Raw genomic sequence first — 13133 nt, forward strand, 5'->3', positions numbered from 1 at the left:
AGCACGATGCGCTGGCCGGGCTCCGTCAGATCGGCGATCAGAGTCTCCCCGTCCTCGTCGAGAATTTGCGTTCCCGGCGGCACTTTGAGCACCACGTCGGCCCCGCCGCCCCGGTGCGGTTCTGGCCCATGCCGTTGCCGCCCTTCTTGGCCTTGAAGTGCTGCTGGTAACGGAAGTCGAGCAGCGTGTTGAGGTTCGCCACACACTCCACGATGACATCACCGCCCTTGCCGCCATCGCCGCCGTTCGGACCCCCGAACTCGATGAACTTCTCCCGCCGGAAGCTGACGCATCCGTTGCCGCCGTTGCCGGCGCGAACAAAAACCTTGGCTTCATCGAGGAACTGCATGGGAAGTGCTTAGCACCAGAGGTCTTACCGTTGCACTAGCCACGGCAAATGACGCCTCGAGACCGGCCTACGGCCAGCGGAGATTGGCGAGCGCCTCGGCCCGGCCGAGCCGATAGGTCAGGCAGTCGGTCGTCGTGCCCCGGGCCGCGCACTCCCGGAGCTCGCCGCCGAGAGCCAAGAAGCCGAGCTTGCGGAGGATACGCTCGGAGCGTGGGTTATCGGCGAAGTGCCCGGCCTTGAGATAGGCGAACCCATCCGCGTCGAACGCGTGCGCGATCAAGGCCCTCACCGCCTCGGTCGCGTAACCGTTGCCCCAATAGGGCTTGCCGATCCAATAGCCGAGTTCGGCATGATCGGGGGCGAAGGCCCGGTAGCCGGTGCAGCCGATCAGCGTGCCGTCGCGCTCGATCATGAACACCACACCCTCCTCGCCAGCGCGCGCGCCTGTGAGCCATTCGCCCGCCATCTGCTCGCTATAGGGATGCGGTATCGTTCCGGTCATGCATGCCACGTCGTAGTCGCCGGCGAGCAAGCTGACGCGCGCCGCGTCGGCGAGTGCCGGCGGCCGCAAGACGAGCCTTTGCGTTCTGATCTGCACGGGATGAGAGGCTACACGCGCCATAGCGCGTGCGGGAGACGGTTTGGACGAAGGGTGAAGAGGGAGGCGGTTACGCCTCGTTCGGCCTCACCGATACGTAGACCCGGCCCTTGTGCTTGGTCGCGAACTCGACCTGACCGTCACGGACGGCAAAGATCGTGTGGTCCTTGCCGATGCCGACACCCTCGCCCGGGTGCCATTTGGTGCCGCGCTGGCGAATGATGATGTTGCCCGGGATGACGCTCTGACCGCCGGACTTTTTGACGCCGAGGCGCCGTCCAGCCGAATCGCGGCCGTTACGCGAGGAGCCGCCTGCTTTCTTATGTGCCATGGTGGTCTTCCTTTAGCTCTTCTTCTTCGCCGGGGCCTTCTTGGCCGGCGCTTTCTTGGCGGCAGCCTTCTTCGCAGGCGCCTTCTCGGGAGCCGCCTTTTGGGCAGACTTGGCCGGAGCCTTCTTCGCCGCGGTCTTGGCGGCGGGCTTCTTGGCTTCGGGCTTCGCCTCAGCCTTCTTCTCGGTCTGTTTGGCTGCCGGCTTGGCCTCAGCCTTCGTGTCGGCCGGCTTCTCGGCGGCTTTGGTCTCGGTCTTCACCGGGGCCGGCTTGGCCGCTGCCTTGGACGGCTTCTTGCCGTCGGTCAGGATCTCGGTGATGCGCAGCGCCGTCAGCATCTGGCGATGTCCCCTGGTCCGGCGATAGCCTTGGCGGCGCTTCTTCTTGAAGACGATGATCTTGTCGGCGCGCTTCTGCTCCAGGACCTCGGCGGCCACGCTGGCGCCTGCCACTGGGCTGCCCGTCTTGGGGTCGCCCTCGCCGGCAAGCATCAGAACATCGCCAAGCTGGACGATATCGCCGGGCTCGCCCGCGATTTTCTCAATCTCGATAATGTCGTTCGGCGCAACGCGATATTGCTTGCCGCCCGTGCGAATGACCGCGAACATGTCTTTCTAATCCGTCTCTTGCGGCTTGAATTGCCAGCGACTAGGCGCGCAGGCAGAGCCTCTAAAGGAGCGATAAGCGGCGCAATATAGAGGCGAAAGCCGATAAGTCAATTGCTAGCGGACCTCAAAAAGCGTGGCAAAGCGGCCGGTTTCTGCCGCTCCAGCGCAGCCGTCAGCGCCTCGCCGGGGCCGGCCCCGCGAGATCCGATCCGTCCTCCCTGTCTCCCTAAGTCCCTCAAACGAGGGGGTGGCGCGCCGCGTCAGCGCAATCCGTAGTCGGTGTCGCGATCGAAAGGATCGCGCGAGCGCCTTCACGGCGCGCCACATCCGGCGATATCAGGCCCCCTTCCGCACGGCTTACCGCCAGTGGCACAGGCATGCGCATGGAGCTCGCATGCCTCACCCGTCGACCCACGCATTACAGCGCAGGTGGGCGGAGCGGGGACCCCCGAGGCCGGAACGCGTCTTCCTGGCGCGGGGTCCGGGCTTGCTCATTCTCATCCAGCCCATCTTTCCCGCGCTTTCCTCGGGCGCCGCACCTCGTCCCGCATCTCAAGACGCCTCATGAGCGCGCCCCTCAACTGGTCGAGGTGAGCGCATTGTACGCGAGGTTTCGAGGGCGGGCATAAGGTCGTCGCTCGGCGCCGTTCCGGCGCAAGCCGGACTCAAGGAAAGCACGCCCGCGGGCCCGATTCTGGGCTTGCGAAGACGCCGCTATGACGGGGACAAGGAAGGATGGTCACGGGTTGGCGCCAGCCTCGGGGCAAGCTTCATGAGCCCCGTGGAGAGGTGCCGGAGCGGTTGAACGGGACGGTCTCGAAACCGTTAATCCCCAGCTCCCGCAGTTCTCGGACGGGGTCTGAACATCTCTCCCGGCGACAGCCATTGGGCCGCCGCATGGGACGCCGTGAACGTGATCAGCTCTTCCACGAGGGTCCAGCTTTGGTCGTCCATGTTGGCGTGATGGGTCAGGAGGCCGATCGGCTCTTCCGGATCGGCCGCGCCGGTCCGCCTGGCGCGCAGTTCAGAAACGAGCGCCGCCAAGACGCTTTCAGCGCCGGCAAAGTGCGGGCCGCCTCTCCAGCTGATCGGCTCGAAGTGGACGTTGATCTCGACGATGCCCTCCGTGGGTATCGCAGGACCGCGCGGCCCGAAGGTGGAAAGACCACAGAAGCCGCTGGCCGGCAAAGCAGGAAGGAGCGCACGGTCGATGCGGTTCCAGGGCGGGACCACGACCGGCAGGAAGCGGTCGCCGAAAAGCGCGCCAAGCCGCTCTCGGCCGCGCACGAGCTCGTCGAGGATCACGGCCTGCGGCCTGTGCGCGCCCAACTCGGACGGGCTTTTGCGCTTATCTGACGATGCGTGATTGATGTGGGCGAAACCGTGCTGAACCACTGTTGTCGGTGTTTCGGCAAGAGCCTGAGCGAGGTCATCAGATACACGCGCCGGAATCACGGCCAGCGCTACGGGGCAACCGCAGCGCCTTGCGACATCGAGAAGGCGGTTTAGTCGGGGTGTCGGCCGCACGAGATCGTCGTCTCGCCACCAGAGGTGCGCCGTAAGGGCTTGGCCCTGCCACTGATCGAGTTCGTCGTTCAATGAGCGCCAAGCGCGCCCGCGGGCCTCGTCTTGATCCGACCGTGAAAGCGGCCCCTTAAACCTGACGCCGCGGCGAATTCGTCCAAGCAGAAAGGTCCAGAGGTCCCGGCTCCGCAAAGATAAATTGCTCCAGGCAAGGTTCCGGCGAAGCTGCATCCGAAGTGAAATATCAGCACGTCTGATGATCGGCAATCCAGATGGAATTCCCGCTCAGATTTCTGAGAACAGCGATTTCAGATAGTCTTGAGGGCTCGCTGAGCCGTTTTCCGGTGCTCCCCATGGGACAGTCTTGGAGCGGCAACCGCGGCTAGCATCGTCAGCCAGCGTGTGCTTGGGTTTCGCCCGCTTGCAACCAGAGACCGGCCTCCGATGAACCACAAGACGTCCCACGTACAGACGCTGAAAGATTATGTCGCACGTCAGCGCCTGACCTTGGGCAATCTCAGGAGCCGTCTGCGCGTGCGTGCGGGACACCCTCGGCTGGACGAGAGTCATTGGCACCGACTGCTCTGCTTCGTGCATATCCCCAAATGCGGGGGAACCTCGTTCAACGACGTGCTCTGGAGCGTGTATGGGCGAAATTTTCTGAGCTACACCTACCAGGCCGCCTCTCCGGACTGCGATCCAGGCGACATCACCCGCGATCAGGCCAAAAACGTTCTAGCGATCAGCGGACATCTCCCCTACGGGTTCCATCGCCAGTTTGGTTCACAGGACGAGAATGTCTTTGCGGATAGAGAGGTGCACTATGTCAGCATCGTTCGCGATCCAGTGAACCGGCTGCTGTCCCTGGCGCGCCACGTTCGTTCGTTTCCCTCGCACAGGCTGCACGAAGCCACCAAGAACATGACATACGCGCAGTTCTTCGCGTACGTGGTCGCCAACGGAAACACGGGCATCATCGGCGATAGTCAAAGCCGCCTCCTCACAGACCAGCACCCGGAGCGTGCCGTCGAGTACGCGCGCACACGCTACCTGGCCGTCGCGACCGTTGAAAGCGCACCCGGCATGATCTCCGCCCTGGCGGAGAAGCTCTGCTGGCCGGAGATCCGTCTCGGACACAAGAACAGGAGCCCGAAAAGCCTCGCGAGCGACGAGGACCGGGCGTTGGCGAAACAGCTTTGCGCGCAATACTGCCAGCACGACACGGCGCTGTACGACTACGTCAAGTCACAGCCGGGCGGGTTCATCGTTTCCGACGCGCTTTGAAGCAAAACACCTCTTCCGCCGAGACGACGGAGACGCGGGCCGCAGCGATCAATGCGGCCTTGGCAGGCGTGACGGGCTCGTGATAGCTAGCCACCCAGCCGTTCGGTGGCAATCCGGTGAGAAAGTCACATATGTTCGGCTCGGGGGCTCAACCCAACCCTTGAATTTCCCCGTATGGAGAGGTGCCGGAGTGGTTGAACGGGACGGTCTCGAAAACCGTTGAGCGCGTAAGCGTTCCGAGGGTTCGAATCCCTCCCTCTCCGCCAAGCAGTTGGCAAACAACAATATATTTGATTGTAATTCCGATTTTCTGCCTACCCGAGAGCGAGATTAGTCGTGGCTGCAAACCGACTGCAAACATGATGTTCGCCAGCAGTTCCCCTTCCCTGACCCTGATCACCACCTTCGCCCTGTGCGCATCATCGCGGTGGACCTCGCCGCCTTGCCCCCGGCGACTCCCGATCCCGTGCCCGATTTCTCGGCCTGGCAGAGGCCATCGCTCGGCGAGCAAGAATGAGTTCCGCCATAGCTGGAGTTGTTCTAGTTATCGGTAGTCAAGAACAGGTGTGACGTCTGTTGGGGGTCAAAAGCGGACCATTGGGCTGGTCACATTGCAGATCTGCTACGTGCCATGAGCAGACTTCCTGCTAGCGTCGCAGACGCCAGTTGCATCCGTTGGCCGCCATCAGATCATGTAGGAGGCTCGTGGGCGCTCACGGCCGAGGGCGTTACCAAGTTGTACAGCAAGTATCGCGCATAGCTTCAAGCCGCTTCGATGAGCTGCTCCATCCTCGTTAGGAACTCCTCAGACTCGGCGTCGTGGGTGGGCGTGTCGTTCGCAAGGGCGTCTCTTAGCGCGGCTGCCTCTTGCGAGAGATCGGCGAGGCCGACCATCGCGGCCGTACCGGCAACCCGGTGAGCCAGGCGCCGCAACTCTTCAAAGGCGCTCGGTGAGTTGGAACTTAGTAGCAACCGGACCCGGGCGAGGTCGTGCGCACAGCGTGACAAAAATTCATCACGGATCTGTCCGGATAGCTCCTGATCTGAGTACGTCAGCAGCTCCGACGACTCATCCGCATCGTCGGCCCACTTGTTCAGCATGGCAAAGAGCGAGGCCGGCGTGATGGGCTTGGGCAAATGATCGCTCATGCCTGCTTCGCGGCATGTCTCCCACTGCGAGGTGAGCGCCTGTGCCGTCATGGCGACGATGGGGAGTGTTTCGAATCCGCCCATTCCGCGTATGGTCCGCGTGGCGTCGATACCGTTCATTCCTGGCATTTGTACATCCATGAGAATAATGTCGTAACTGCCCGTCTTGACGGCCTCGATCGCCTCGGCGCCGCCTGAAACCTCATCGACGATATGCCCATGGGGCGACAGCAACGCTGCGACAAGGTCGCGGTTGAGGTCAACGTCGTCCACGACGAGGATGCGCAGTCCGGCCATTCTAGCCTCGGGTTCGTCATCGAGGGCGTCATCGATGAGCGACTCGGGATTCATGCAAGGCAAGGTCAGCTCGATCCACACTGTTGTCCCTTCGCCTTCGACGCTGTCCGCGCCTATTGTGCCGCCCATCAACTCGATGAGCCGCTTCGAGATGGCGAGCCCCAGACCGGTCCCACCGAACTTCCCGTGAATTGATGCGTCTGCCTGCGCAAACCGTCCGAATATGGACTCTATCTTCTCTGCGGAAATACCAATCCCGGTATCACGCACCTCGATACGCAGATGCTGCACGGAGTCGGAGTGCTCGGCCGCGGAGAGGGCGATCGTGACCGCTCCCTCCGAGGTGAACTTGAGAGCGTTGTTGACGAGATTGAGCAAGACCTGATGCAGGCGCATAGCATCGCCAAAATGAGCCGCGCCCACCGAACCTCCCCTTTCGATCTTGATCTTTAAATTCTTCTCGTCGGCCATCAGCGACACGCTCGCGGCAATATCCTCCGCCAGCCTGGGGAGAGAAAATGGCACGGGATGGAGCGGCACGGCGCCTGCTTCCAGACTTGAGAAATCCAGAATGTCATTGACGAGCGCCAGCAACGACTGGCTCGAGCCGTCGATGATTTTCGCAAAGCGGCGGCTTTTCGCGGGCAGTTTAGGGCTCTTGGCAAGCAGTCCGGCAAATCCCACGATGCTGTTGAGCGGCGTTCTGAGCTCGTGTGTCATGTTGGCCAAGAACTCTGATTTGGCTGCCGCCGCTTCTTCCGCTGAGGCGCGCGCTTTGCGCAAGGTTTGCTCTAATTGCTCCTGGAGCTCAAGGTTTCGTCCGAGCCGGTTAGCGATGACGCCCGTACGCCAAACCACAATCACAAGAAGCAGAACGCTCAATAGGGCGAACAAATCGACGCCCAAAGCGGGAGACAGAATCGAGGTGTCAATGAATTCCTGTAGCACCCATCCCATGGCGATGGGCAGTACGACGATGCCCGGAAGCAACCATGGGGCGAAGGATGCGGTGACGGACCCGGGCGCGAGCAAGCTCACCCAACCGGTCTTGGGCCGCGTGAGGGCGGCGCCGACAAAGAGGATGAAGCTGGCAATCGCGGTGTGCAGCGCGATTGAACTGGCCGGAAGCGGCTCGTAGAGGAGCGGCAAATTATACAAATATCCCGCGAAGACGAGCAGCGCGATAAGCATTCCGGCCATCGTGGTTGCCACAAAGGCGAGATCGCTGCCGCGGGTTCGCCGCGGCAGCCGCATGGCAACGGCAAACAGAATCAATTCGACGGCGCTCGGCACCGACATTGGTCTGGTCGCGTCGAGGGCCCAACCTGCTCCGATCAGAGACTTTCCGATCACAAGGTCTATGCCTAGCCAATATTTGATCAGCGTGACACATCCGATCACGAGGATCGTCGCGCCCAACGCATTCTGTTCCGCTGTAGTGCGTCCATCGTGACGCGGTGTGGCGCGCAAATAGAGTAGGCAACCGCTCAGAACGAACCCGACAGCGGTAATCGGCTTCATCGTCTCGAGCCCGGATAGGACGCTTTTCAACGGTCCAATACCCAGCGACCATCCAATCAGGACAAGTATGCCGAGCATGATGGTGAAGAGGGCGCACAGTCGAGCGAGTACTGGGAGGCGCGTGGCCGCGCGTTCGGCGCCGGCAAACGCTTGCGTCACGCCTTCCTTGTGCAGTTCCTCATGGATCTCGACGTTTCTACCGCGGGCCTCCCGCGCCGCCTTGCTTTCGCGATAGGCCGCTCGCAGCCCTCCGCGGATTTGAGAGTTCTGGGATAAAGCTGCGGCCACCGGCAAAGTCGTCAGAGCCGTAAAAGCGAGAAAAAGTTGAAGCACGAACAGGCGTTGCGAGTCGCTCCCCTGGACGAGCTGCGTGGGACCGTAGCCCGAAAAGCCAAGGGCGAGAGCGATAATGGCGGTAAGCAACATGCCGAGTGCCGCGCCACCCACACCGAGCCGGAACGCGATGAAGATCAGCGCCGGCGAGACCATGAAAAGGAACGGATAGCTGCTCTGGCTAAAGACGAAGAGCACTACCAGGCAAAGACCTGGAATCAGCAGCAGCGACACCTCACGCGACTTGGCCTCAGCAAGATGGCCAAGGACACCCCAGTTAACCGCAAGCAATGCCGGCGCAAAAATAATCAAGCCAAGCGCATCCGCCGAGTACCACTGCCAGAACACGCTGTAGAATGCAGCGCCCTGGATGCCGCTCAACGCGATGGCGGCGAACAGCCCGGACAGAACGGGTACCGCAACCGCAAGTCCCAGGAACAACAATAGGGGACGCGTCTTGGTGACGTCGGCACGCGGTCCAGCCAAGCGCCTGAACACATAAGAAAAGACGACGATTTCGAGAACATTCGCAGCAGCCAGCGAAAGTCCGATGGGCCAGGACTCGTGGAGCCAAAGGTTCGCCACGAAACTTCCGACACCGGCCGCCAGCGCGATAGACGCCCACGCCGATTCATCGCAACGCAACAGCAGGCGACGACGAAAGCATTCATCAGCCAGATGGTGGCAACGCGATCCTCGCCACCGGCTAGCGCAACAGCAATATAGGTGAGCACTCCACTCGCCGCTGCACTTGTGAAGAGCAGAATGAGCGAACCCAGTTCGCTATGTGTCGTGGAATCCGACTCAGCCGACCAGATGACGCCGCGCTTCGTTAGCATGTTTGGTCCTTAGTAGGAGTGCGTCGCTAGTCGTCGGATCCAAGGCCCAAAAGGCTTCGGACATTCAACATCTCTAGGACAGGGGGAAAGCGCGACACGCTGACTTTTTGGTTCAATGGAAACTCACCAGAGTCATCGATTTTGATCTTGGCGAGCTGACTCCTGTCGGAGGGCTTGAACGTGTTTTGGAACTCCTTCGGTAGCGTATCGGTCACCGGCAGGATCTCGTCGACCACACCTTCGGTTGAGTCCCGGCCGTCCGTAATGCTGACCGTCATCCCGACTGAGATTGGAAATAGATAGCGTCGCGGCAGATAGACGAGAATGTAGGGCTCCCCGTAATAGATCGAGAGGATCGGCTCGCCCGGACGATAGACATTGCCGACCGACGGGATGCTGGCCCCGATCGAGCCGCTGACGGGAGACAGCACGGTTCCTTCCGCGTAGAGCGCCTCGACCTTCGAGATCGCGTCGTGAGCGTCTTCGAGCGCGTCGTCGAGAGACTTCAATTCTTCCTGGAGCACATTCCGCTGAGTCTTGAGATTCACGCGGTCGCGATTCGCCTCGTAGCTGACTTTCAAAGCTTCCTGATAGCGTGCGGAGGTGACCAGCCTCGCCGCAGCAAGGTCGTCGAACTGTTTAATGGTGTTCACGGCCTCATCGGCACGACGCTCCGCAAGCGGCAGCAATTGGGTCACGCTTTCGGCGCGAATCTTGAAGTCGGTCGCCTTAGCCATGAGATCGGCGCGCTTGGTCGACAGGTCGGCGAGACGTTCCAGGATTTCGGTGGACTGGAGCTTCAGCAGGGCGTCGCCCACCTTAACCGCTTGCCCCTCGGTGATATCCACGCTCTCAACGCGCGCCACATAAGGTGTCGCGATGACATTCTGGTCGCGCAGCACGAGCCCGTCTGCCTGCAACAGGATGTAGTCGCCGAACAGATAGTTGACGACGGCAAGGCCAAACACAAACAGCAGCAGGAGATAGATCGTTCGCCCCGTCTTGCCGCGCATGACGCGCTGCTCGTTGGGAAGATTGTCCGGACGCAAACGCTGCTTTAGCGGTCTCATTGATTACCTCCGCGCACGATGCACTTTTTGCGGCACGTACGTGTCGCGATAAGACGCCCGGAAAATCCATTCCTCGAGATAGGCGCCGAGACGGACGAAGCGCATCACGAAGCCATTGAACAAACTGAAACCTGGCACGTAGGGAAGCAGGCCCAGGGTGTTGACCCTTGGCGTCACCAATGCCGCCATGCAGAACACCAAGAACTCGAGCAGCATCATCCCGACCTGCGCCGCCAGCAGAATGATGATGCCGAGCTCGCCAAATGTTACGATCAGCCAAATGATGTAGAACGGAAAGATCGCGGCGGAGCAAGATTGAAGAGTAGAAAGTCGAGCTCGTGCGTGAGTTCACGGATGCTGAATCTCGGACTGAACGGATTCATCAACTCGCGGTGCTTGCGGTAGCGGAGATGCACCGCATCGCGTTCCCAGCGAAAGCGCTGGCGCACCAAGACCCCGAGTTGCTCCGGAACATCGGTGTAGCAAATGGAGTCCGAGGCGAAGACCGTCTTCCATCCAGCCTTTCGCAATGACAGCGTGACGTCCAGATCCTCTCCGCCCCCGGCATCGAGACCGCCGACGCCGCGCATAGCCTTGATCCGAAAGGCGCCGAAGGCGCCGGAGATACAGCTCACCTGGTCGGTCAGGTCCGACGCCTGCTTGCCCTGCGAGATCGTGATCAGATACTCGATCGCCTGAAAGGCGGTGATCAGATTGTGCGTCGCATTGCGAACCACGATGTTGCCCGCCACGGCACCCACGCGCGGGTCCACAAAGGGCTCGAGGATATATTTCAGTGCATGCCGGTCGAAGGTGCAATCGCAGTCCACGACAATGACGATATCGCCGGTGGCGCGGGCCAAAGCGAGATTCACGCCGGCGGACTTGCCTGACCGTACCTGCGTACAATGCCCCTCTTTGATGAGTCCGGCGTCCTGCAGTTCGCGGAGCTTCTCAGGCATGCGGTCGGTGGACCCATCACTAACCACGATGATCTCGTCCGGTGCCCGGCTCTGCTCATACAGTGACCGGACACACCGCTCGATGGAGTCCTCTTCGTTGTGCCCAGCAATGAGGATCGAGACCTTGCCCCGGTAGGGCGCCTCGCGAGGTGCCGCTTGGAAGGCAAGCACGACCACCGAGAAGAAGCTGAGCGTGTAGCGGGGGAATTCGAAGATGGCGACGAACCAAAACAGCCGCAAAAGGCTCTCGCCGCTTTGCGACGTCAAATAAGTCAAGCCGTCGGAGATCATTTGAAACATTAGGCGAAATCCTCCGGGCCGAAGGCTGGAAGGATGCGCCAATATCGTGACGTAGAGTATTCTCCGCCTGCACCAGGAGCAGATCGAAATCCGCCTTGGCCTGATTCGGCTTGCTTCCTCCCACCAGCGCGAGTCGTGGGACTGGCCTTTGACCACCAGATCCGTCTCGCCGCTCAACGATGAACGCAAATTCTCGATGAACAGGTCGCGCGCCTTGACGAGGCCCGGGCGCCATGCTGCGCCACGACCTCCCGTTCATTGCGGTAGACGATATTGATGAGGGTGAACGGCTCGTGTGTTTCGTTGAACTTCTTGGCGGCGGCATTCAGCGCGACAACGAGTTCGAGAGGCAACTCCGCAAAGCGCACGGCCTGGCTGGCCGAACCCATGAGGGATTGTCCATGCTCCGCGAACCCGACGCCGTGATCGGTCAGGTGATAGGCGTAAACGTCGCGGGGCGCCGCGGCGTCCGAATCGACGTGACCGCCGCAATCGACACACATGAATCCGACGGCCGGCTCCGACGCGGCGTGTCCGCAGGCATCGCACACCACCATCGAGCCCGGGCGGTCATAGTCGAAGCCGAAATGAGTCAGCTCGTAACGGCATTTGGGGCACACCAGTCGATCGCCGCGGCGGAACTGCGTCTCAGGTCCCTGATACGCGCAGCGAAAGTGATGCAGATATTGCTCTTCCTCGAGGTCTGCGGAATGGCATTGGCGACACTCCTCCCGGACATGAAGCCGGAGTGAGTCGCAGCGCGGGCAGACATGAAAGCGGTCGAAGAACTCGCGCCGCAGCAGGCCACGCTCGCACAACGCTTCGGCTTCCCGTGCAGTCGTGGCGGCGCCGAGCGCCACGTTATAGGAGACGAGCCACTTGGAGTGAGGGTCGTAGCTTGGGTTCAGAGACCGGCCGGTCACGAACATACGGCCGATCAGCTGCTCTCCGAGATCTTCGCTGAACCGCAAGTCGCGGTGCAGTCTGGTCCTTCGGTCATGGACGTCGCTCAACGCCTGGTCGAGGTATGCTGTGTCGCGCGCGGTCAGCTTCGAGGCGTCGATGTCGGCGATGCGCCCGAGATGCCCAGTCAGGTCGACGATCGGCAGCACATAGAGCGCCTTGGTGCGCCAAATCGCGCCGAGCTCTTCCACGGAGACCGTTTCCTTGATCAATATCCCGTCAAATCGGGGATCGCCAAGGCTGGCCTGCATGGCGCGCGCCGATAGCCGTCCATCTTCGATGTCACCCGGCCAAGTAAGAAAGTTGTGGCCGAGATCCTCGAACGGAGAGCGCGGTCTTGGCGTCACGACCGAAACCTTCGCCGACGCTGTGGAAACCGACTCCTCGGCCTCGATGTCGGCGATGTCCGCCTGTTCCTCGACGACGCTAGCGACTTCGTAAATGTCGAGCGGCTTCGGCAGGACGTGATCGAAGTTGTGACACCCTTCCGGATGCGCCAACAGGCCTTCGGTATCCAAGGTAATGGCGATCAATTTTGGAACGGGCCGGTCGCCGGCCTCATGCCGGATCGTGGTCGCCACCTGAAGGCCGTCCATCTTCGGCAGATGAAAATCGAGCAGTGCCACGTCGTAGCGATTGCCCCGCAGTGCTTCGAGCGCCTGCTGCCCGTCGGTGGCAATATCGACCTCATGCCCCCGCTGACTGAGCAGAAGTTTCAGGATCTCGTGCGTGGTGGGGCTGTCTTCGGCGACCAAGATTCGGCGGGCCACGGTAGGGCTGCCCACGTTCTTGATCTGCGTGGCTGTCGCGGTTGTCATTTCACAAGGACCGGCTCTTCTGCGCGTTTCGGTTGCTGGGGACCGTAGAGGGTCGGCAATAAGTTTGGGTAAATCACCTCTAGGTTGTTGGGATAATTTTGCATGTGGGTCAGTTATTTAGCGTTAAACCAGCACAGCCTGGGGCACCGCATTTTGGTCGATACACGCCATGCGCGAGTTCCGAACCTT

Annotated in this window: 10 protein-coding genes, 1 tRNA gene and 1 pseudogene; 2 read left to right on the plus strand and 10 right to left on the minus strand. The window is 61.1% G+C overall.

Features of this window, described 5'->3' with window-relative positions:
* From obgE to AUC71_RS14445, 5 genes and pseudogenes are all read right to left on the minus strand, one after another.
* Positions 1–349, minus strand: a pseudogene (gene obgE, locus AUC71_RS14425) (GTPase ObgE); the annotation flags it as partial.
* 67 nt (positions 350–416) lie between these two features.
* Entirely contained in the window at positions 417–920 is a 504-nt protein-coding gene (locus AUC71_RS14430) for a GNAT family N-acetyltransferase (protein WP_204376741.1), read from the minus strand.
* Between the two features lie 97 nt (positions 921–1017).
* Complete coding sequence (gene rpmA / locus AUC71_RS14435) at positions 1018–1278, minus strand: 50S ribosomal protein L27 (protein WP_069624797.1); 261 nt, start codon at positions 1276–1278, stop codon at positions 1018–1020.
* Between the two features lie 12 nt (positions 1279–1290).
* Positions 1291–1884 (minus strand): 50S ribosomal protein L21, encoded by a 594-nt coding sequence (gene rplU, locus AUC71_RS14440; protein ID WP_069624798.1) that lies wholly within the window; start codon positions 1882–1884, stop codon positions 1291–1293.
* Between the two features lie 825 nt (positions 1885–2709).
* Complete coding sequence (locus tag AUC71_RS14445; protein WP_244500982.1) at positions 2710–3279, minus strand: polysaccharide deacetylase family protein; 570 nt, start codon at positions 3277–3279, stop codon at positions 2710–2712.
* 573 nt (positions 3280–3852) lie between these two features.
* On the opposite strand from AUC71_RS14445, the gene AUC71_RS14450 reads away from it, so the two are divergent.
* Positions 3853–4692: a sulfotransferase family 2 domain-containing protein gene (locus AUC71_RS14450; RefSeq protein ID WP_069624799.1), complete on the plus strand. Its 840-nt coding sequence runs from the start codon at positions 3853–3855 to the stop codon at positions 4690–4692.
* Positions 4693–4868: 176 nt separating this feature from the next.
* Positions 4869–4958, plus strand: a tRNA-Ser gene (locus AUC71_RS14455).
* Positions 4959–5454: 496 nt separating this feature from the next.
* Here AUC71_RS14455 and AUC71_RS14460 read toward each other — a convergent pair.
* From AUC71_RS14460 to AUC71_RS14475, 5 genes are all read right to left on the minus strand, one after another.
* A complete protein-coding gene (locus AUC71_RS14460; RefSeq protein WP_069624800.1) occupies positions 5455–8637 on the minus strand; it encodes an ATP-binding protein in 3183 nt (1060 codons plus the stop codon).
* Positions 8638–8857: 220 nt separating this feature from the next.
* Positions 8858–9901 (minus strand): HlyD family secretion protein, encoded by a 1044-nt coding sequence (locus AUC71_RS14465; RefSeq protein WP_069624801.1) that lies wholly within the window; start codon positions 9899–9901, stop codon positions 8858–8860.
* A gap of 3 nt (positions 9902–9904) precedes the next feature.
* Positions 9905–10120 (minus strand): hypothetical protein, encoded by a 216-nt coding sequence (locus tag AUC71_RS21525; protein WP_244500983.1) that lies wholly within the window; start codon positions 10118–10120, stop codon positions 9905–9907.
* A 53-nt stretch (positions 10121–10173) separates the two neighbouring features.
* Positions 10174–11163 carry a glycosyltransferase family 2 protein gene (locus AUC71_RS14470; protein WP_244500984.1) on the minus strand — a complete coding sequence of 330 codons (990 nt, stop codon included), beginning with the start codon at positions 11161–11163 and terminating at the stop codon, positions 10174–10176.
* A gap of 173 nt (positions 11164–11336) precedes the next feature.
* Positions 11337–12944, minus strand: a complete 1608-nt coding sequence (locus AUC71_RS14475; RefSeq protein ID WP_069624802.1) for a TackOD1 domain-containing metal-binding protein — start codon at positions 12942–12944, stop codon at positions 11337–11339.
* Positions 12945–13133 lie beyond the last annotated feature (189 nt).

The organism is Methyloceanibacter marginalis (genome assembly GCF_001723295.1).
Lineage (GTDB): Bacteria > Pseudomonadota > Alphaproteobacteria > Rhizobiales > Methyloligellaceae > Methyloceanibacter > Methyloceanibacter marginalis.

Coding starts and splice junctions, on each gene's coding strand:
- rpmA (WP_069624797.1), bottom strand. CDS start 1,278: ATGGCACATAAGAAAGCAGGCGGCTCCTCGCGTAACGGCCGCGATTCG.
- rplU (WP_069624798.1), bottom strand. CDS start 1,884: ATGTTCGCGGTCATTCGCACGGGCGGCAAGCAATATCGCGTTGCGCCG.
- AUC71_RS14450 (WP_069624799.1), top strand. CDS start 3,853: ATGAACCACAAGACGTCCCACGTACAGACGCTGAAAGATTATGTCGCA.
- AUC71_RS14465 (WP_069624801.1), bottom strand. CDS start 9,901: ATGAGACCGCTAAAGCAGCGTTTGCGTCCGGACAATCTTCCCAACGAG.
- AUC71_RS21525 (WP_244500983.1), bottom strand. CDS start 10,120: ATGATGCTGCTCGAGTTCTTGGTGTTCTGCATGGCGGCATTGGTGACG.
- AUC71_RS14470 (WP_244500984.1), bottom strand. CDS start 11,163: ATGTTTCAAATGATCTCCGACGGCTTGACTTATTTGACGTCGCAAAGC.
- AUC71_RS14475 (WP_069624802.1), bottom strand. CDS start 12,944: ATGACAACCGCGACAGCCACGCAGATCAAGAACGTGGGCAGCCCTACC.